This window comes from Neobacillus sp. OS1-32 (assembly GCF_030915425.1).
GTDB lineage: Bacteria > Bacillota > Bacilli > Bacillales > Cytobacillaceae > Neobacillus > Neobacillus paridis.
Window position 1 is genome coordinate 1,648,299 of sequence record NZ_CP133263.1, and the last position, 19,614, is coordinate 1,667,912.

Consider the following 19,614-nt stretch of genomic DNA (forward strand, 5'->3'; position numbering starts at 1 on the left):
AAGTCACAAGATGTATAATACCATAATAATGACTGCCCCGCAATACTAGTTGACTTCTTTTTCAACTTCTTGGAGCCATTTTTTCTGCTGTGGGGTCAGTTCTATTTTTTCTAATAAATCCGGCCGCCTTTCCAAGGTTCGCCGCAATGCTTCTTTATTGCGCCACTCTTCGATTAATTTATGGTTCCCGGAAAGGAGCACATCCGGTACTTTCATACCGTGAAAATCAGCCGGTCTTGTATAATGAGGATGTTCTAACAATCCAGTACTAAAGGAATCCTTTATATGTGATTCAGCATTTCCCAACACTTCTGGCAATAGGCGGACAACGCTGTCGACTACCACCATAGCCGCAAGCTCACCACCGGTTAACACATAATCGCCAATCGAGATCTCGTCAGTCACGATATGCTTTCGGATTCGTTCATCATATCCTTCGTAATGACCGCAAATAAAAATAAGATGTTCTTCCTTGGCTAGTTCCTCCGCCTTTTTCTGATCATATCTGGTCCCTTGAGGACAAAGAAGAATCACTCTTGGTTTTTTACAGGCTGCCTTTTCTTTTAGGTCGGCAACAGCAGCAAAAATTGGCTGTGGCATCAGCACCATACCTGCACCGCCGCCATAAGGGTAATCATCGACCTGAGAATGTTTATTATCAGCGTATTTCCGGAAATTGACAACATTGTAGGTTACAGCTGACTTTTCCACTGCTTTTTGTAACATGGAATGCCCCAGCACTCCGGAAAACATTTCGGGAAAAAGAGTTAAAATATCAATCTGCATCATGATAATAACCCTTCCATCGGTTCAATTGTGACCGTTTTATTTTCGACATCTACCTGTTTGACGACATCTTCAATATAAGGAATTAAAATCTCTTGCCCACTCTTGGATTTCACCACCCAGACATCATTTGCCCCAGGCGTAAGAATTTCACTAATTTTTCCAATTTCTTCGCCAGAGGGGAGGAGAACATGGCAGCCAATAATTTCGTGAAAATAATACTCATCCTCTTCCAATTCCGTTAACTGCGATTCAGGCACCTTCAAAATGCCCTCACGGAATTTCTCCACTAAATTTATATCTTCGTACCCTTCAAAAGTGAGTAAATCAAAATTTTTATGTGTACGATGGTTTTGAACCGTTAATTCAAGCGGTTCAGTGGATTTAGGCAAAAACAAATATAATTTATTTCCCGCTTTATAGCGCTCCTCGGGGAAATCTGTCTTGGAAATGACACGAACTTCCCCCTTTATGCCATGGGTATTAACCACCTTGCCAACATTAAACCATTTTTCCATATGTACTTCACCTTCTATCTTATATCCTCGATAATTCCATCTTTAATCACAATCGTCGGTTGGGTTCCTGAAGTACTCCAGACATCTCCTATTTTAACTTCTATGAGCGCTTGAACTTCCTTTTCCTTTAATTCGCTTCCTAAAGGTAGGATATGCAGCTGTTCTATTTGAAACTCAATCAGCTTTATTTTTTCCTTTCGCATTTGAATCTCTTTTTCAAAATGTTTTTTGAGTGTTTGAGGCGAAAAGGTTTTTGTTCGTTCTAATCGTTTTAATTCAAAATGAAGTTGATCACATTCTTTTTGAAGCTGCTGTTTGTGGGCTTGATATTGATCAAAAAGCTGCTGCTTGCTGCTTTCGGTTAATATTTGCTTGACGACAACCGTCTGGATTAGCTGCATTTTGAGTCCTCCTCTAAACTGGGGCATTTCCTGTAGCAAAAAAGGGAGGAATCAATCCCTCCCTTTCGCCAAGATGCAAATAGCTACTCACCAATTTCCAAAAATATTTTCTTTTGTTGTGATGATCCTGCTGCATAAACAACAGTCCTAATGGCCTTTGCAACCCGCCCTTGTTTACCAATCACTTTACCCATATCGGCCTTATTTACCCATAAATGGTAAGTAATCCGGGTATCTTCCTCTTCAACATCAACATGTACTTCTTCAGGAAAATCGACAAGGGGCTTAACAATCGTCTCAATCAATTCTTTCATGGCTACTCAATTACTTACTCAATTTTGCATTATGGAATTTTTCCATAATACCTTGTTTTGAGAACAGATTACGGACTGTATCAGATGGTTTCGCACCATTTTGCAGCCATTTAAGAGCGAGTTCCTCATTGATTTCAAGTTGAACTGGTTCTGCAACCGGATTGTAGGTACCAACTGTTTCAATGAAACGTCCATCACGAGGAGAACGAGAATCAGCCACAACGATACGATAGAAAGGAGTTTTCTTTGCTCCCATACGTTTTAAACGAATTTTTACTGCCATAATTAATAGCACCTCCGAATAGTTTCACACAAGAAATAATATTAACAGATAGGTATTATGTTGTAAAGGTTTTTTTCTTTACGCTCATTATTTCCAAAAATTACTTTTTTAAAAAGGCTTGAACGGGAATTTAAAGCCGCCTTTTTTCTTTACTTTTTGCTGCATGCCCGACATTTGCTTCATCATTTTTTTCATTTCTTCAAATTGCTTGAGCAACCGGTTTACTTCAGCTACAGTCCGGCCGCTTCCCTTGGCAATCCTCCGCTTGCGGCTCGAGTTCATGAGCTCAGGGCGAAGCTTTTCATCCTTCGTCATCGATTTAATGATTGCCTCTACATGAGCGATTTGTTTTTCATCGATTTGAATATTATTTAAACCTTTGATTCTATTTGCGCCTGGCATCATTTTTAACAATTCATCAAGCGGACCCATTTTGCGGACTTGAGCAAGCTGATCTAAAAAGTCATCAAGGGTGAATGTTGCGGTCCGCATTTTCTGCTCTAGTTCTTTGGCCTTTTGTTCGTCAATATTGGACTGCGCTTTTTCAATTAGTGTCAGGACATCGCCCATGCCCAAAATTCTCGATGCCATTCTTTCCGGGTGAAACGGCTCAAGGGCATCCAATTTCTCGCCAAGACCAACAAATTTAATCGGCTTTTCCGTCACTGCCCGAATCGATAAAGCCGCCCCGCCGCGGGTATCGCCATCAAGCTTTGTTAATACAACCCCGGTAATCCCGAGCTGTTCGTTAAAGCTTTGAGCAACATTAACGGCATCTTGTCCTGTCATGGCATCAACGACAAGAAAAATTTCATCAGGCTTTGTTAATTCCTTGATTTCTTTTAACTCATCCATCAACGCCGCATCAACATGAAGCCGGCCTGCCGTATCAATCAGAACATAATCGTTATGATCCTCTTTTGCTTTCTCAATCGCCTTTCTGGCTATTTCCACCGGACTTATTTGATCCCCTAATGAAAAAACTGGCATGTTCAATTGCTTACCAAGAGTTTCCAGTTGCTTTATTGCAGCAGGGCGATAAATATCTCCAGCGACCAGCAATGGTTTGCGATTGTATTTCTTGCGCAGCAAATTGGCGAGCTTTCCAGTTGTCGTTGTTTTCCCGGCACCCTGCAGACCCACCATCATGATAACAGTCGGCGGACGGCTGGCAACGGCAATTTTACTCTGTTCGCCGCCCATAAGCGAGGTTAATTCTTCATTTACAATCTTAATGATTTGCTGTCCGGGGGTTAAGCTCTTCAGTACCTCTTGTCCGACAGCACGTTCACTGACTTTCTTAACAAAATCCTTGACGACCTTAAAGTTAACATCTGCCTCAAGAAGAGCAAGACGAACTTCTCGCATCATTTCTTTTACATCCGCTTCTGAAACCTTTCCCTTACCACGGATTTTTTGAATCGTACTTTGCAGTCGGTCGGCTAATCCTTCAAATGCCATCAGCGCCGCCTCCTAATCTAAATTCTCCAGCTCGACTATTGTATCAAGCAATTCCTGCTTTGAAGGGTTTTCCTCCAGAAGCAGCCTTTTCATTTTTTTTAAAAGTCCGGCACGCTCGTGAAATTTTTGCAGTAATAACAGCTTTTCTTCGTATTCCTCGAGCATTGCTTCCGTTCGTTTAATATTGTCATAAACGGCTTGACGGCTGACATCATACTCTTCGGCAATCTCACCAAGAGAGTAATCATCAAGATAGTAGAGAGACATATAGCTTTGCTGCTTGGGCGTTAACAACGAGTGATAGAAGTCAAACAAGTAGTTCATTCGTGTTGTCTTTTCCAGTATCATGCCCAGGTCCCCCTTTTATGTTAAGTTAAAAGCCTTTACAAAGAGTTTACACAGCGAAAATGTTTATGTCAAGAAAATGTCTTTACAATCCCGTTTACAATAATTTCTTTATATTTTTCAATTATTCTGCTTTCTCCACTTGATCGGCAAATAATCCGTAAACATATTTTTCGGCATCAAATTCCTGGAGGTCATCCATTTTCTCACCGAGACCAACAAATTTTACCGGGATATTTAACTCTTTTCGAATCGCCAGGACAATCCCGCCTTTCGCGGTACCATCCAGTTTTGACAGGACAATCCCGCTAACAGCGGTTGCTTCTTTAAAGGTTTTCGCCTGGATTAAAGCATTTTGTCCGGTAGTTGCATCAAGGACAAGCAGGACTTCATGCGGTGCTCCAGGAATTTCCCGTTCAATGACCCGCTTTACCTTTTCCAGCTCTTTCATTAGGTTAACTTTGTTTTGCAGCCGGCCAGCGGTATCACAAAGGAGGATATCGACCTTGCGTGATTTTGCCGCCTGAATCGCATCAAACATTACCGCTGCAGGATCGGAACCTTCTGCCTGTTTGATCGTCTCAACCCCAACTCTGTCACCCCAAACCTCGAGCTGTTCAATCGCACCGGCACGAAACGTATCTCCTGCTGCTAACAGAACTTTTTTTCCTTCGTTCTTAAACTTGTGTGCCAGCTTTCCAATGGTTGTCGTTTTTCCAACACCATTGACGCCGACAAATAAAATGACCGTCAGCCCGTCTTGTTGAATATTTAAATGCGCGGATTGTTCTTCACCTGAATTATATATTTCCACCAATTTTTCGGAAATGACACTTTGGACCTCCGCAGGGTCTTGAATATTCCGGCGTTTGACTTCCAGCTTTAACTCATCAATTAGCTCCATTACCGTCGCAAAGCCGACATCGGCCTGAATAAGAATTTCCTCCAATTCTTCAAAGAAGTCTTCATCCACTTTACGATATCTGGCAATCAGATCATTTACTTTCCCGGAAAAATTGGACCTTGTTTTGGTCAGCCCGTCTTTAAACTTTTCGGTCACGGAATCAGTAGATTTTGTGATTTTCTCTTTTAATTTCTTAAAAAAACTCATACCCGTCACTTCCCTTACATTAAGATTCTACCAGTTCTTTTGTATCCTCCAGACGAACAGATACCATCTTTGAAACACCTGATTCCTGCATGGTTACACCGTAGAGGACATCGGCCTCCTCCATGGTTCCCTTTCGATGAGTGATGACAATAAACTGGGTTTCGCTGCTATACCGTTTTAAATATTGACTAAAACGCTGGACATTGGCTTCATCCAGGGCTGCCTCTACTTCATCAAGAATACAGAAAGGCACAGGTCGGACCTTTAAAATCGAAAATAATAAGGCAATCGCTGTTAACGCCCGTTCTCCTCCTGACAGCAGCCCTAAATTCTGCAGCTTTTTACCAGGCGGCTGAGCAACAATTTCAACACCTGTATTTAAAATATCCTCGGGTTCCGTAATAATCAGGTCTGCTCTACCGCCGCCGAAAAGCGCGCGAAAAACAGGTTCAAAATGTTCACGAATCCCATCAAATGTTTGCTTGAAACGTTTTTTCATTTCCTCATCCATCTCGTCGATGACTTGGAAAAGCGTATCCTTTGCCTCCTGCAAATCTGTCTTTTGGACAATTAAAAACTCATAGCGTTCGGAAACGCGCTCGTATTCTTCAATCGCCCCCAGATTAACATTGCCGAGTTCATCAATGGCCAGTTTAATCAGCTTAACCTTCTTGCGCGCTTCCTCAACAGGAATTGTAAGTGGGTATTGTTCCTTTGCACCATCATAAGACAACAAATATTCTTCTCTTAAGCGGGCTAATCTGTTTTCCAGTTCTACATCCAAGCGGTTCAGTTTTACTTCCTCATCCTTTAATACAACCGTCATGCCCTTATGAAGCCGCTTGACTTCTCTAGTTTCAATTTCCAAGTTTTCCAAGGTATCTTGGAGTTCCAGTCGCTCCTGTCTTCTCGCCGTAATTAACTGTAAGGTTGCTTCTTTATCCTGCTGTTTTCTTTTAGCTGCAGCCTCCAATTGCTCCTCACCTGAGGTACTGCTCGACATTTCTGTCGATAAAAGCTCCAAATCCTCGGTAAGAACAGACAGTTTTTGTTCACTTTCCCGCAACTCTGATTCGATTGCAGCAAGCCGTTCTTTTGAATGGATATATTGCTCGTTCTTTGAAGTAAATTCAATCTTTAACTCGTTTATTTCCGTGATAAGTGTTTCTTTTGATGTCAGTTCACTCGTCTTTTGCTCTGTTAGTTGGACTATTTGTTTATCAAGTTCGGAAATTTGCGTTTGAAACATCGCCAATACTTGGGTATTGGTTTCTTTTCTTTTGGTTAACTCGCTAATTTCTTCTGAAAATTGCTCTTTTTCAAGGTCATAGATGGCTAGACGTTCATTAATATTTTTTTCTTCCAGCTCGGCTTCACGAAGATCCCCTTTTAGGGTTTGTTCTGAAAGTCTTAATTCCTCCCCGGACTTTCTTATTGCTTCAAGCTGCAATTCACCGAGACGGATTTCCTCTTTTAACGACTTAACAGTTTGCTCAAGAGATGCAGTCTTGTCCTCCATGATCGCAAGTTTCTTTGTCAGCTCTTCAAGCTCACCTTTTCTTGTTAACAATGAAGATGTTTTTTGTTTAACGGCACCGCCGGTCATCGACCCGCCGGGATTGACAACATCGCCGTCAAGCGTCACAACGCGAATGCGATACTGGAGAATTTTCGCCAATTCATTGGCACCCTTTAGGTCTGTCGTAACGACGACACTGCCTAATAGATTGTTCATGACATCGGAATATTTTTTTTCAAACTGAACAAGACTGACAGCCGTGCCAACGAAAGAGGGGTGATTCTGAATCAATGACAGTTGTGTCTGAGACAAAGACCGCCCCTTAATAACACTCAGTGGTAAAAAGGTCGCTCTGCCAAATGAATGCTGCTTTAAATACTGTATGGCCGCCCGTGCGTTCGTCTCGGTATCGACGACAATGTGCTGCAAAGAGCCACCAAGGGCAGTCTCCAGTGCTGTTCCATATTCTTTCGGAACTTGGATAAGCTCCGCAACAGCGCCGGCAATTCCTTGCAGCTTGTTGCCGCGGGCTTTCAGCACTTCTTTAACACCCTGGAAGAAGCCCGAATAATCTTCCTCCAATTCTTCAAGCATGTCCTTTTTCGATTTGGCCTGTTGCAGCAGCTGATAGGCTTGATACAAGGTTTTTTCTTGCTTTTGGAAAGTTTTTTTTAAGGCTTCCAGCTGCCGTTGTTGCTCACGAAAGCCGGCTACTTGAGCATCAAGTTTCCGGCCGGCCTCTTCCAGCCGGGTTTGTATATCAGACCTTTTCTTCTCGGCTTTTTGCCGCTCTGACAGAAACCTTGCGTTTTCCTCGTCGAGGCGGACGATTTTTCTTTTCTGCTGTTGAAATTGCTCCTCAATGTATTTCAATTCGTTTTTGGCACCAGCCTGCTTATTCAACAGTTCAATATATTCAGCCTTTAAGCTATCAATTTTTTCATCAATGTTTTCGGCAAACAACTGGAGCTTTTCCTGTTTTTGTTTTAACAGCTCCTTTAGTTTACCTACCTGTTCCTCGAGTTGTCCGACGGTTACCGCTAAAGAATCCCGATTCTCCTTTAATCCGGTAATCTTATCCGTTAATTCGGCCATGTTCATTTTTAATTGTTCTTTATTTTGTGCTGCATTTTTCCGCCGCTCTTTCAATACTTCCTTGCGCCCTTCCAGCTTTTCCAGCTCTTCGCTGGCATAAAGAAGGACGTTTTGCAGTTCCGTAATGGACTCGTCCAAAGCGGAAATTTGCTCTCTTGTTTCAATAATTTTTGCTTCTTTTAATTGAAGCTCACTAGATAGCTTCAATTCTTCCTGCTGATGGTCTTCAAACTGTTTAGTAAGGTTTTCCCATTTCTGATTTAGTTCTTCAATTTCATAGACGGTTAAAGCTACTTCAAATTTTTCAAGCTCTTCTTTTTTCTCCAAATAGTCTTTAGCCATCGAGGCTTGAATTTTCAGCGGCTCAATTTGGCTTTCCAACTCGTGAAGAATATCATGGACACGGTTTAAATTTTCTTGTGTTTCCGCCAGTTTTCCTTCTGCTTTTTTCTTGCGGTTTTTATATTTTAAGACTCCTGCTGCTTCTTCAAAAATGGTTCGGCGGTCCTCTGCCTTGCTATTTAAAATTTCTTCCACTTTTCCTTGGCTGATGATCGAAAATGCTTCCCTGCCAAGTCCGGAATCCATGAATAAGTCAACGATGTCCTTTAAGCGGCACGGCTGTTTATTAATAAAAAATTCACTCTCTCCTGAGCGGGATACCCTTCGTGTAACACTTACTTCATTGTAATCAATCGCCAGTCCTTGATCCTCGTTATCAAGCGTTAAGGTCACTTCAGCAAAATTCAGCGGTTTTCGCGTATCGCTGCCCGCGAAAATAATATCTTCCATTTTACTGCCTCTGAGCGACTTGGCTGATTGCTCCCCCAATACCCAGCGGATGGCATCCGTAATATTGCTTTTGCCGCTCCCATTCGGCCCAACGACCGCTGTGACTCCAGTTACAAAATCGACACTGATACGGTCAGCGAATGATTTAAAGCCAATAATATCCAACCGTTTTAAAAACATTCAATAATCCTCCCAAAAATGCTTAGGGATTTCTCCTCTTAAAACATTTGACCATTCTATGTTGTTTTGTTTTTAACTTTATTAAGCGATACCTCAATCAGTGGGGGGTTCCTGCCGATTTTAGGCGGGATAATGCCATTTGGGCGGCATGCTGTTCGGCCTCTTTCTTGGACCTGCCGGTTCCCACCCCTAATTCTTGTCCATTTAATGTGACCCTTGAGACAAATTCTTTATTGTGGGCAGGTCCCTTTTCCTGCAGGACCCGGTATTCAATTATACCTGTACCATCCCGCTGAACGATCTCCTGCAATTGGCTTTTAAAATCCATCACATGAGAAAAAGCACCGGCATTAATTTTCGGAAAGACAGTCTTTTCCAAAAAACTAATAACGCTGTCGATTCCTTGATCCAAATAAAGAGCGCCAATAAATGCTTCAAAGACGTCAGCCAAGAGGGCCGGACGCTCTCTGCCACCTGTCATTTCTTCCCCTTTACCAAGTAAGATTAATTTTCCAAATTCAAGTTCGTTAGCAAACTTAACAAGTGACGGCTCACATACAATGGCAGCTCTTAGTTTCGTCAACTCTCCTTCCGCCATTGTCGGATATTTTTTGAAAAGGAACTGAGAAACGGTTAGTTCTAAGACGGCATCTCCTAAAAATTCAAGTCTTTCATTATCTTCAAAAGGCTTTCTTCGATGCTCATTCACATATGATGAATGAGTAAAAGCATGTTTTAATAATTTTTCATTCGTAAAGGTAATCCCTATTTGCTCTTGAAATTTTTTAAATTGCCTTTCTATGGTCCGATTATTACCTTCATTTTCTTTCCCGTTCCAACGCATTAACGTCTCCACCTTGCAATAAATTTGAATATGCTATTGTTAGTTTAAGAAAAACTACCACAAAAAGCAAAAAAACCTGGCAGTTTCGTTTCATCGGCCAAGTTCTATTCTACATAAGAAAGCCCCGTTTGAAAACGGAGCTTTGATGTTTTGATTCTAACGAAATTACTTTTTGCTATTTATGTAGTTCACAGCATCACCTACTGTGCTAATCTTCTCAGCATCTTCGTCAGAAATTTCCATATCGAACTCATCTTCTAATTCCATAACGAGTTCCACTACATCAAGGGAATCAGCACCAAGATCATCTTTAAATGAAGCCTCAAGGGTCACTTGGGACTCGTCGACGCCTAAACGATCAACGATGATCTTTGTTACACGTTCTAATACATCTGCCATGCTCTTCACCTCCCCTCAAGCTATTATAAAGGATTTCTGTCAGAGAATAAACTATAACATTACCATTCCACCGTCGATATTTAATGTTTGCCCGGTGATATAGGCGGCATCGTCCGAGGCCAGGAAGGCAGCCGCTTTAGCAACATCTTTTGGTTCCCCTAAACGTGCCAATGGAATTTGTTTTAACATTTCTGCTTTTATCTCTTCCGGCAGTTGATCCGTCATATCTGTCGTGATAAAACCAGGTGCGATCGCATTAACAGTGATATTCCGTGAAGCGAGCTCTTTTGCGGTTGTTTTTGTCAAGCCAATCACTCCCGCTTTTGCAGCTACATAGTTGGCCTGGCCGGGATTACCGCTGACACCGACGATCGAAGCAATATTAATAATCCGCCCTTTGCGCTGCTTCATCATTTGCCTTGTGACCGCTTTTGTCACTAAAAAAACCCCTTTTAGGTTAATATTAATGACATCATCCCATTCTTCTTCCTTCATTCTCATGATTAAATTATCCTTTGTTATGCCGGCATTATTCACAAGAATATCCAGACTGCCAAAACGGTCTATCACACTTTTTACCATTTCAGTAACATTTGCTGAATCGGAAACATTGCATTTATACGCAAAAGCATCCCTGCCAAGAGCTTTGATTTCATCGACTACTTCATTTGCTTTCGCTTCACTGCCGGCATAATTTACGGCCACATTGGCACCCTGGCTTGCAAGTTCAAGGGCAATTGCCCGGCCGATTCCCCGGGATGCTCCTGTTACCAGTGCTGTTTTTCCCGTTAAACTCATCATTTTTCCTCCTTTAAGGCATGGATTACTTGCGCTGCGCTAGCTTCGTCCGAAACTGAATAGGCTGTCACTGTCTTATCGATTTTTTTTATCAACCCGGAAAGGACCTTTCCCGGACCGATTTCAATGAAAGTGTCCACACCCATGGCAATCATTTTTCGCACCGAGTCATCCCATAATACGGGAGAATACAGTTGCTCGATTAATTGATCCTTGATTTCGGCTGCGGAATTAATTGGTTCTGCAGTCACATTAGCGACAACCGGAATGCGGGCATCATGCATCTCTAGACCATCTAAAACTTCCCGCAGCTGGGTTGCAGCCGGCTTCATTAATGGAGAATGGAACGGTCCGCTCACTTCCAGCGGCAATACCCTTTTTGCACCAGCTTCTTTTGCCTTTCCTCCTGCCAATTCCACGCCTGTTTTTGAACCGGAAATGACAATTTGACCGGGACAATTTAAATTGGCCAGTGCAACAGGAGACCCGGATGCTGTAACCTCTTCGGTAACGGCTAATAGTTTATCACGCTCCAGCCCTAAAACAGCAGCCATGGAGCCTTCACCATTCGGTACGGCATTTTCCATAAATTCGCCTCTTTTTCTGACCGCATATACCCCATCTTCAAAGTTTAGTACTCCGGCAGCGACAAGTGCGGTATATTCACCAAGGCTGTGACCGGCGACAAAATCTGGAACTATTCCTGATTTTTGAAAAAAATGCAAAATCGCGATGCTTGTGGTTAAAAGTGCAGGCTGAGTGTTCACTGTTAGTGTCAGTTCCTCTTTGGGACCTTCGAAAATTAATGTGCTCAATGAACTGTTTAATGTTTCATCAGCTTTTTGAAAATAGGCCATAATATCAGGATGTTTCTCGGCAAGCTCTTTCCCCATCCCTACAGTTTGAGATCCTTGCCCAGGAAACACAAAAGCGATTTTTCCCATATGATCACTCCCTATTGTTTATTCTCTTCCACCGTTTGTTTGACCATGCCGACAACATTATTGGCAACCATTTCTCTTGTTTGTTTTACTGCACTGAAAAGCGCCTGGGCATTTGAGGAACCATGTGCCTTGATGACCGGAGCTTTTAAGCCAAAAAGCGCTGCCCCGCCGTATTCAGAATAATCCAAGGTATTTTTCAATTGCTTCAGGTTGGGTTTTAAAACGGCTGCAGCCAGCTTGCTTTTAACGCTGCTCATTAAAGCCGTTTTTAACATTTTAAACATCCCCAGAGCAGTGCCTTCAATCGTTTTTAAGACCATATTACCGGTAAAACCATCAGTAACAACAACATCGGCGACACCAGAAAGCAAATCACGCGCCTCCACATTACCGATAAAATTTACTTCTGCGGTTTTTAACAGTTCAAAAGCATGCTTCGTCAGTTCGTTTCCTTTTTTTTCTTCCGTTCCAATATTCAAGAGGCCAACCCGCGGTTCTTTAATGCCTCTGACCTTCTCACTATATATCGAGCCCATCATCGCATACTGCAGCAAATGTTCAGGCTTGGCATCGGCATTTGCCCCTACGTCTAACAATAAAAATCCCTTGCCGTCAATGGTGGGCAGCGTCGGTGCTAATGCCGGCCGATCGATTCCTTCGATTCTTCCGACCACAAATAACCCAGCTGCCATGAGAGCCCCGGTATTTCCTGCAGACAGGCAGGCATCCGCCAATCCTTCGGCTACCTGACGAGCCGCTAGCACCATCGAAGCATCTTTTTTGCGGCGCACCGCCCTGACTGGTTCATCAGTGGCCAAGATGACCTCTGTTGTATGTATCGCAGAAATTCGTTCATGTGGTGTTAATGTTTCATTTATTTTATCTTCGTCTCCGACAAGGATCAGTTCAATATCTGAAAAGGCTTCAACAGCCTTCATCGCTCCTAAAACAATTTCCTTCGGGGCATTGTCCCCGCCCATCGCATCGATTGCAATTTTCATCTGTCTCATCCTTTAGCTAGTTTTTGAACGGTACATCTCAAAGTCTCCGGTAAAGACTGGTTCATTATTCACATAACTGATTACTTCAACAAAGGTCCTGCCAATTGCCTCATCAATTTTGGTAACTCTGGCTTTGGCCACAACGCGTTCCTTCAGTTTAACCGACCGTTTAAACTGGATATTTGCCTTCGCTGTCAGGGCTAACTCATCATTGATAACCGCTACCGCCAGTGAATTGGCCTGGGCAAACAAATGATGCCCGCGGGCAATTTGATTTCGCCTAAACACATGCTCTTCCTTGACATCCAAAATGGAAATGGCACTTCGATCAGGCTCAATATCAATGATTTCACCAATCACTTCATCAAGCGGCAAGGAACGGACTTGATCTTCAAACCGCTTTTCAGCCACCGATTTTATCCGCTCACGAAGCTCAGGAATAGAAAGTTCCAATCGGTCCAGACGGATCGTTTGGACACTGACATTAAATGTTTCAGCAAGCTCCTCATCCGTTACAAAAGGATTTTCATTAATTGTGGCAGCTAATAACTTCTGCCGTTCTTTTTTGTTTCGTCGCATTTCATACACCGTCCGAGATCTTATGACTAGGTACTAAGAGTAGTATAAAATTTAAAAAGGCAGATTGCAAGAATAACTTTTATTCTTGCAATCTGCCTTCGCTTTCCGCTTTTCGATCAATCCAGCTTTTCGCCGGCTAGGATACCGGATTCCTCCAACCTTTTTCTTAAGAAACCATACTCAGGTGAGGACCAAAAATACTGCGATTGGATTAGAATGGCCGCATCATTGCGGGCAGTTTCCAAGGCACGATAATCGTGAACCATATCAGCTACCTTGAACTCTGGTATACCGCTTTGTTTCTTTCCAAAAAAGTCTCCCGGTCCTCTCAACTCCAGATCCTTTTCACTAAGCACAAAACCATCATTTGTCTCAGTCATGATTCTCATTCTTTCCTGCCCTTCCTCCGATTTAGGACTGGCCAGGAGAATACAATAGGATTGATCACTTCCCCGACCAACACGGCCGCGGAGTTGATGCAGCTGTGACAGGCCAAATCTTTCCGCATCATAAACCACCATGATCGTCGCATTTGGCACGTTCACTCCAACTTCAACCACGGTGGTTGAAACAAGGACCTGCACTTCATTCGTGCTAAAGGCTTTCATAACAGAATCCTTTTCCTCAGAGTTTAGCCGGCCATGCATTAAACCAACACGATATCGATGTTGAAAATATTGACTTAATGCTGCATGAACATCAATCGCGTTTTGAACATCCAGCTTGTCCGATTCTTCGATTAATGGACAAATGACGTAAGCCTGGTGCCCCTTGACTAATTCCTTCTCAACAAATGCAAGAACCCGTTCCAACATTTCCGGTTTCGCCCAATATGTCTCGATAGTTTTTCTTCCAGCTGGCATTTCATCAATAATGGAAACGTCCATTTCACCAAAAACCGTGATCGCGAGCGTGCGGGGAATCGGTGTTGCCGTCATAAATAAAACATCGGGATTTTCCCCTTTTTCCCGCAAAATCCGCCGTTGCGCAACGCCAAAACGATGCTGTTCATCCGTGATTACCAGCCCCAGCCGTTTAAAAGAAACCTCATCCTGAATCAGGGCATGTGTACCGATTAAAATATCGACGTTTCCATTAGCCAATTCTTCAAGAATTTCCCCTCTCCGCTTTCCTTTAATCGAGCTTGTTAACAACTCACATCTGACTGAAAAAGGCTCTAAAAGCTGCTTTAAGCCTGCGGCATGCTGTTCGGCTAATATCTCCGTTGGTGCCATGAGTGCACCCTGAAATCCTGCTGTCACAGAGGCATATAGACCGATGCCCGCTACAACTGTTTTTCCGGAGCCCACATCACCCTGTAACAGTCGATTCATCCGGTAAGGAGAGCGCATATCTGTTAAAATTTCATTGACCACCCGTTTTTGGGCATTGGTCAGTGGAAATGGCAGACTGCTAATGAACCTCTCTACGCTCTTAAGATGAAAATTCTGGTTAATTCCAGGGGAATGTTCCCGTTCAAACTTTCTTAACCCCTGCATCTTTAATTGAAACAAGAGAAATTCCTCATATACAAAGCGCCTGCGGGCTTGCTTCAGATCCTCCTGATTCTGTGGGAAATGCATTGCCCTGATAGCTTCCCGGCGGCCTTGAAGCCGATACTTTTGAAGCATCGTTACAGGCAAGGTTTCTTCAATAAAATGGCCAAATTGCTGAAAAGCAAGACGGATAAATTTTCGCATACCTTTTGTTGTTAATCTGCCTTTTAATGAATAAACAGGTTCAAAGTCATGCTGTTTCGTGTTAAAGCCAAGCTGCAGTTCATTCGCCGTAATGGTCTGGCGATGGACATCCCATTTTCCGGTCACCGTTATTGTTTCATTCATAGCAAGTTTCTTTTTCAAATAAGGCTGGTTAAAAAAGACTACCTTGATTAGATAGCGTCCGACCAAAAGTCGAAATGTCAGTTTCGATTTTTTTCCGCCATAATAGGCAAGAGAAGGCTCACTGTGAACCTTCCCTTCGACTGTCACTTTTTCTTCATGGTCGACCTCTGCTAAGTCGCGAAGGCGATAGTCCTCATAACGGTAAGGAAAATACTCTAATAAGTCCTGAATCGTAACAATTTTCATTTCAGCTAATGTTTCAGCCGTTTCCTCACCAATTCCTTTTATGACCGTTACTGATTGGTTTAGATATTGATTCACTTTTCTTTGAGCGGCATTCCAAATATTTTTGCCGCAAGCGCACGGCCTGTCGGGGTAGCCGCCAACCCTCCCTGCGCAGTTTCTTTTAATGCGGTCGGCATCGATTGACCTATTTTGTACATGGCATCAATAACTTCATCACATGGAATTCGGCTGGTAATTCCGGCTAAGGCCATATCGGCTGCCACCATAGCATTGGCTGCCCCCATGGCGTTTCGCTTCACACAGGGGACTTCCACCAGGCCAGCAACCGGGTCACAGACCAATCCAAGCATATTTTTCAACGTAATCGCCATCGCCTCAGCACATTGCTGCGGCGTTCCTCCTGCCATTTCAACAATGGCGGCAGCCGCCATTCCGGCAGCTGAACCGACCTCTGCCTGACAGCCCCCGGCGGCCCCTGAAATCGAAGCATTGTTAGCAACTACAAAGCCAAAGGCCCCGGCGGTAAAAAGAAATGAGATCATTTGCTCCCTAGTCGGGTTCAACTTTTTCTTTACTGCAAATAATGTCCCCGGTACGACACCAGCAGAACCGGCTGTTGGAGTTGCGCAAATGGTTCCCATCGCCGCATTGACTTCGTTGGTGGCAACCGCTTTACTTACCGCATCAAGAATGGTCTCACCTGTAAGGAAATTTCCTTTTTCAATATATTTTTGCAACAGAACCGCATCCCCGCCGGTTAAACCCGAATGGGATGTCACCCCTTTTATTCCTCGCTCAACCGCTTCTTCCATCACGGTCAGATTTCTTTCCATGAGAGCCATGACTTCTTCTTTTGAACGGCCGCTTACCGCTGCTTCCTGCTCAATCATGATTTCAGAGATTTTTTTATTTTGACTGACTGCCAATTCCACTAATTCGGCTACATTACGAAACATAAAATTCCTCCTTCAGCTGCCATTAATGCTTAATCTACAATCTTCGTTACTTTTAAAATATTGGGAAGCTGTTCAAGTTCCACAAGCAGCTGATCATCAATATTCTGATCTACTTCAATAGTCATGAGTGCCATTTTCCCAACATCTTTGCGGGCAACTTCCATATGACCAATATTGATTTCGTATTTGGCAAGGGTATTGGCAACGCTGGCGATCGCTCCAAAACGATCGTTATGGACGACGAGAATCGCGGGATGGTTACCAGAAAGCTTCAGCTCAAAACCATTCAACTCGATTATTTCTATTTTACCACCGCCTATTGAAATTCCGACCAATTCCAATTCCCCATTGTGATCGCCCATCATCACTCTGGCGGTGTTCGGGTGGTCTGTTACGGCATCTTCTTCGATAAAGTTAAGTTTAATCCCCCGCTCCTTGGCAATATCGAGAGCGTGAATGATCCTTTGATCATCCGTATCAAAATCTAATAAGCCGCCAACAATGGCAACATCTGTACCATGACCTTTGTATGTTTTAGCAAATGAACCATATAAAGAGATATTCGCCCATTTTGGTTCTCGGCCAAAAAGACTACGGGCCACCCGGCCTATTCTTGCGGCACCAGCTGTATGTGAACTTGATGGTCCAATCATGACAGGACCGATAATATCAAAGACACTCCTATATTTCACAAACCTTTCCTCCCTAAAGCAAATGCTGTTAATACATCTCTATTCATTTGCTTAAAAATGTCTCTACCTATTTTAAAAAAATAATGGTGGATCTCCCCTAGAGACCCACCTACTATTTTATCGATTCCCTATTCAATTGAAAAGATAAAAGAATACAACGGCTGCTGACCATTATGAATTTCAATTTCCACATCCGCATAATTTTTCCCGATAAATTCCTTTAGCTGATTCACTTCTGATTCGGTTACGCCTTCTCCATAAATGATCGTCAAGATTTCTGAATCATCATCCAACATTTGTGCTAACAAGTCTTCGGCAGCCGTCATTTTATCCTTATTTTTAACGACTATCTTTCCTTCAGCAATCCCCATGAAATCATCTTTTTCAATATCCAATCCATCTATTTGCGTATCGCGGACAGCAAAAGTGATTTGTCCTGTCTTTACATGCTTCAATGATTCCTTCATTGCCGCTTCATTTGTTTTTGCATCGGCATTGGGATTGAAGGCAAGCAGTGCTGAAAGCCCTTGGGGAACCGTTTTGGAAGGAATAACATAAATTTCCTCTTCAGCTACTTGAACCGCCTGTTCAGCCGCCATAATAATATTTTTGTTATTTGGCAAGATAAAAACCTTTCGCGCATTAACTTCCTTGATGGCCTTGACAATATCTTCCGTACTGGGATTCATTGTCTGGCCGCCTTCAATAACCGCATGGGCACCGATGCTTTTAAATAAATCTGCAATGCCCGCACCCATGGAAACCGTGACAATTCCATATTCCTGCTGTTCCTTTGGTGCAACAGGGTGGTCAGATTCTAAAGTGTTTTTGGTTCCGCCAACAATCTGGGAATGTTGCTGGCGCATATTTTCAATTTTCATATTGATTAAACTGCCATAACGCTGTCCATAATTTAAAACATTTCCAGGCTGTTCCGAATGAATATGAACTTTTACCAGTTCATCGTCGGCAATCACAAGCAGTGAATCACCCAGCTTGCTTAGATCGTTACGGAATACTTCCTCTTTGAAAGGGTTTTTCGCAATCTTTGCGTCCTCAAATTTAACCATAAATTCAGTACAGTAGCCATAAACAATATCCTCTGTGTTCATATGACTTTGAACGCTTTTATGGTGTTCGGCATTTACCAATTCATCCATCGACGGAAGAACATTGGCGTTATCAGATAGTTTTTCACCCTTTAGTTCGGCAAGAAATCCCTCATACACACATACAAGACCTTGGCCGCCGCTATCAACAACTCCTACTTCCTTTAACACCGGAAGAAGATCAGGCGTTCGCTTTAAAGAGGCTTTTGCTTCCTTTAAAACTGCTTCCATAATGACAATGATATCATCGGATTTTTCAGAGGCTTGGACACCTTTTTTGGCTGCATCTTTGGCGACAGTTAAAATAGTCCCTTCTACTGGCTTCATGACGGCTTTATAGGCAGTTTCCACCCCTGCCTCAAAGGCCTGGGCAAAATCACTTCCTGAAATAACCGCTTTATTTTCAATCGATTTTGCAAAGCCGCGAAAGAGTTGGGAAAGAATGACCCCGGAATTTCCTCGGGCTCCCATCAGTAACCCTTTTGAAAGGGCCACACCAACCTTGCCAATATGTTCTTGAACATTATTTTTAACTTCTCTTGCTCCGGAGGTCAAGGATAAATTCATATTTGTTCCCGTATCGCCGTCCGGTACTGGAAAAACGTTTAGAGCATCAACCATCTTGGCATTTGCAGCCAGATGATTCGCAGCATGGATGACCATCTCGGCAAAACGTTTTCCATCTAGTGCTGTAATTGACACAAAACTTCCTCCTTATTAAGGTTGAGTCACACGAACTCCCTGAACGTAAATATTTACCGAGTCAACGGCAAGTCCAACAGTCTTATCAAGGGTGTATTTTACCTTTGATTGCACGTTGTGAGCAATTTCGGAAATTTTCGTTCCATAGCTGACAATAATGTACATATCAATATGTATTGCCTCATTTTCCTGTCTAACAATAACACCGCGGGTGAAGTTTTCTTTCCGCAATATTTCCGTAATACCATCTTTAATTTGATTTTTGGAGGCCATACCGACGATTCCGTAGCATTCAATTGCCGCTCCTCCAGCAATCGTAGCGATCACTTCGTTTGAAATATCAATTTGTCCGTACTTCGTTTTTAATTCGATGGACATGAATCGTTCCTCCTTTGGATTTTTGCTCCTAGGCTACAGTCATTTTACTATAGTGAAAGCGATATTGGAAGCCATAGCTTTCTTTTTACTATGAGAGCATTTTTAATTAAGTATTGTCAAGGTTTTTTTCTTGAATACATTTTGTCCGGTTCAAACATCTAGGTATTTTCGCTTTTCGCTATTGTCTAGCTATAGTCCCAGGGGAGTGGCACTTTCGCTTTTCGCTATTGCATTCGTATTCGTTGTATGGTAAATTATTAAAGTATGTGAAGACTAGAAAATTGGACTGAGCCATTTTTCTATAGTACTTTGTTTCT

20 protein-coding genes are annotated in these 19,614 nt (G+C 42.8%); all 20 read right to left on the bottom strand.

The window, feature by feature from the left end:
* Positions 1–45 precede the first annotated feature (45 nt).
* The 20 genes from trmD to RCG24_RS08415 all read right to left on the bottom strand — a co-directional run bounded on the left by trmD (position 46) and on the right by RCG24_RS08415 (position 19,297).
* The gene (trmD, locus tag RCG24_RS08320; protein ID WP_202654327.1) at positions 46–786 is read right to left on the bottom strand and encodes a tRNA (guanosine(37)-N1)-methyltransferase TrmD; all 741 of its coding nucleotides are present in this window, start codon (positions 784–786) and stop codon (positions 46–48) included.
* Entirely contained in the window at positions 786–1,304 is a 519-nt protein-coding gene (rimM, locus tag RCG24_RS08325) for a ribosome maturation factor RimM (RefSeq protein WP_202653908.1), read from the bottom strand. The genes trmD and rimM overlap by 1 nt, the downstream gene beginning before the upstream one ends.
* 14 nt (positions 1,305–1,318) lie before the next feature.
* The gene (locus tag RCG24_RS08330) at positions 1,319–1,705 is read right to left on the bottom strand and encodes a YlqD family protein (protein ID WP_202653907.1); all 387 of its coding nucleotides are present in this window, start codon (positions 1,703–1,705) and stop codon (positions 1,319–1,321) included.
* A gap of 83 nt (positions 1,706–1,788) precedes the next feature.
* A complete protein-coding gene (locus tag RCG24_RS08335; protein WP_202653906.1) occupies positions 1,789–2,019 on the bottom strand; it encodes a KH domain-containing protein in 231 nt (76 codons plus the stop codon).
* Positions 2,020–2,029: 10 nt separating this feature from the next.
* Positions 2,030–2,302 (bottom strand): 30S ribosomal protein S16, encoded by a 273-nt coding sequence (gene rpsP / locus RCG24_RS08340; protein WP_202653905.1) that lies wholly within the window; start codon positions 2,300–2,302, stop codon positions 2,030–2,032.
* Between the two features lie 108 nt (positions 2,303–2,410).
* Complete coding sequence (gene ffh / locus RCG24_RS08345) at positions 2,411–3,763, bottom strand: signal recognition particle protein (RefSeq protein ID WP_202653904.1); 1,353 nt, start codon at positions 3,761–3,763, stop codon at positions 2,411–2,413.
* A 12-nt stretch (positions 3,764–3,775) separates the two neighbouring features.
* Entirely contained in the window at positions 3,776–4,108 is a 333-nt protein-coding gene (locus RCG24_RS08350) for a putative DNA-binding protein (protein WP_202654326.1), read from the bottom strand.
* A gap of 124 nt (positions 4,109–4,232) precedes the next feature.
* Entirely contained in the window at positions 4,233–5,219 is a 987-nt protein-coding gene (gene ftsY, locus RCG24_RS08355; protein WP_202653903.1) for a signal recognition particle-docking protein FtsY, read from the bottom strand.
* 19 nt (positions 5,220–5,238) lie between these two features.
* Positions 5,239–8,805, bottom strand: coding sequence for a chromosome segregation protein SMC (smc, locus tag RCG24_RS08360; RefSeq protein ID WP_308078859.1), 3,567 nt, complete (start codon positions 8,803–8,805; stop codon positions 5,239–5,241).
* A gap of 97 nt (positions 8,806–8,902) precedes the next feature.
* Positions 8,903–9,649 carry a ribonuclease III gene (gene rnc, locus RCG24_RS08365; RefSeq protein WP_308078860.1) on the bottom strand — a complete coding sequence of 249 codons (747 nt, stop codon included), beginning with the start codon at positions 9,647–9,649 and terminating at the stop codon, positions 8,903–8,905.
* A 165-nt stretch (positions 9,650–9,814) separates the two neighbouring features.
* Entirely contained in the window at positions 9,815–10,048 is a 234-nt protein-coding gene (gene acpP / locus RCG24_RS08370; RefSeq protein ID WP_202653900.1) for an acyl carrier protein, read from the bottom strand.
* A gap of 51 nt (positions 10,049–10,099) precedes the next feature.
* A complete protein-coding gene (fabG, locus tag RCG24_RS08375) occupies positions 10,100–10,846 on the bottom strand; it encodes a 3-oxoacyl-[acyl-carrier-protein] reductase (protein WP_202654325.1) in 747 nt (248 codons plus the stop codon).
* Positions 10,846–11,790 (bottom strand): ACP S-malonyltransferase, encoded by a 945-nt coding sequence (fabD, locus tag RCG24_RS08380; protein ID WP_202653899.1) that lies wholly within the window; start codon positions 11,788–11,790, stop codon positions 10,846–10,848. The genes fabG and fabD overlap by 1 nt, the downstream gene beginning before the upstream one ends.
* 11 nt (positions 11,791–11,801) lie before the next feature.
* Positions 11,802–12,791, bottom strand: a complete 990-nt coding sequence (plsX, locus tag RCG24_RS08385) for a phosphate acyltransferase PlsX (RefSeq protein ID WP_202653898.1) — start codon at positions 12,789–12,791, stop codon at positions 11,802–11,804.
* A 12-nt stretch (positions 12,792–12,803) separates the two neighbouring features.
* On the bottom strand, positions 12,804–13,370 hold the full coding sequence (fapR, locus tag RCG24_RS08390; RefSeq protein ID WP_202653897.1) for a transcription factor FapR: 567 nt from the start codon (positions 13,368–13,370) through the stop codon (positions 12,804–12,806).
* A 116-nt stretch (positions 13,371–13,486) separates the two neighbouring features.
* The gene (gene recG, locus RCG24_RS08395) at positions 13,487–15,535 is read right to left on the bottom strand and encodes an ATP-dependent DNA helicase RecG (protein ID WP_202653896.1); all 2,049 of its coding nucleotides are present in this window, start codon (positions 15,533–15,535) and stop codon (positions 13,487–13,489) included.
* A complete protein-coding gene (gene sdaAA, locus RCG24_RS08400; protein ID WP_202653895.1) occupies positions 15,532–16,416 on the bottom strand; it encodes an L-serine ammonia-lyase, iron-sulfur-dependent, subunit alpha in 885 nt (294 codons plus the stop codon). Before sdaAA ends, recG begins: the two co-directional genes overlap by 4 nt.
* 29 nt (positions 16,417–16,445) lie before the next feature.
* Entirely contained in the window at positions 16,446–17,108 is a 663-nt protein-coding gene (gene sdaAB, locus RCG24_RS08405) for an L-serine ammonia-lyase, iron-sulfur-dependent subunit beta (protein ID WP_202653894.1), read from the bottom strand.
* 128 nt (positions 17,109–17,236) lie between these two features.
* Entirely contained in the window at positions 17,237–18,919 is a 1,683-nt protein-coding gene (locus RCG24_RS08410) for a DAK2 domain-containing protein (RefSeq protein WP_202653893.1), read from the bottom strand.
* Positions 18,920–18,934: 15 nt separating this feature from the next.
* Positions 18,935–19,297, bottom strand: coding sequence for an Asp23/Gls24 family envelope stress response protein (locus RCG24_RS08415; protein WP_202653892.1), 363 nt, complete (start codon positions 19,295–19,297; stop codon positions 18,935–18,937).
* Between the last annotated feature and the right edge of the window lie 317 nt (positions 19,298–19,614).

Excerpts from the sequence above, each read along its gene's own strand:
- trmD (WP_202654327.1), bottom strand. The coding sequence starts at position 786 with ATGCAGATTGATATTTTAACTCTTTTTCCCGAAATGTTTTCCGGAGTG.
- rimM (WP_202653908.1), bottom strand. The coding sequence starts at position 1,304 with ATGGAAAAATGGTTTAATGTTGGCAAGGTGGTTAATACCCATGGCATA.
- RCG24_RS08330 (WP_202653907.1), bottom strand. The coding sequence starts at position 1,705 with ATGCAGCTAATCCAGACGGTTGTCGTCAAGCAAATATTAACCGAAAGC.
- RCG24_RS08335 (WP_202653906.1), bottom strand. The coding sequence starts at position 2,019 with ATGAAAGAATTGATTGAGACGATTGTTAAGCCCCTTGTCGATTTTCCT.
- rpsP (WP_202653905.1), bottom strand. The coding sequence starts at position 2,302 with ATGGCAGTAAAAATTCGTTTAAAACGTATGGGAGCAAAGAAAACTCCT.
- ffh (WP_202653904.1), bottom strand. The coding sequence starts at position 3,763 with ATGGCATTTGAAGGATTAGCCGACCGACTGCAAAGTACGATTCAAAAA.
- ftsY (WP_202653903.1), bottom strand. The coding sequence starts at position 5,219 with ATGAGTTTTTTTAAGAAATTAAAAGAGAAAATCACAAAATCTACTGAT.
- smc (WP_308078859.1), bottom strand. The coding sequence starts at position 8,805 with ATGTTTTTAAAACGGTTGGATATTATTGGCTTTAAATCATTCGCTGAC.
- rnc (WP_308078860.1), bottom strand. The coding sequence starts at position 9,649 with ATGCGTTGGAACGGGAAAGAAAATGAAGGTAATAATCGGACCATAGAA.
- acpP (WP_202653900.1), bottom strand. The coding sequence starts at position 10,048 with ATGGCAGATGTATTAGAACGTGTAACAAAGATCATCGTTGATCGTTTA.
- fabG (WP_202654325.1), bottom strand. The coding sequence starts at position 10,846 with ATGAGTTTAACGGGAAAAACAGCACTGGTAACAGGAGCATCCCGGGGA.
- fabD (WP_202653899.1), bottom strand. The coding sequence starts at position 11,790 with ATGGGAAAAATCGCTTTTGTGTTTCCTGGGCAAGGATCTCAAACTGTA.
- plsX (WP_202653898.1), bottom strand. The coding sequence starts at position 12,791 with ATGAAAATTGCAATCGATGCGATGGGCGGGGACAATGCCCCGAAGGAA.
- fapR (WP_202653897.1), bottom strand. The coding sequence starts at position 13,370 with ATGCGACGAAACAAAAAAGAACGGCAGAAGTTATTAGCTGCCACAATT.
- sdaAA (WP_202653895.1), bottom strand. The coding sequence starts at position 16,416 with ATGTTTCGTAATGTAGCCGAATTAGTGGAATTGGCAGTCAGTCAAAAT.
- RCG24_RS08415 (WP_202653892.1), bottom strand. The coding sequence starts at position 19,297 with ATGTCCATCGAATTAAAAACGAAGTACGGACAAATTGATATTTCAAAC.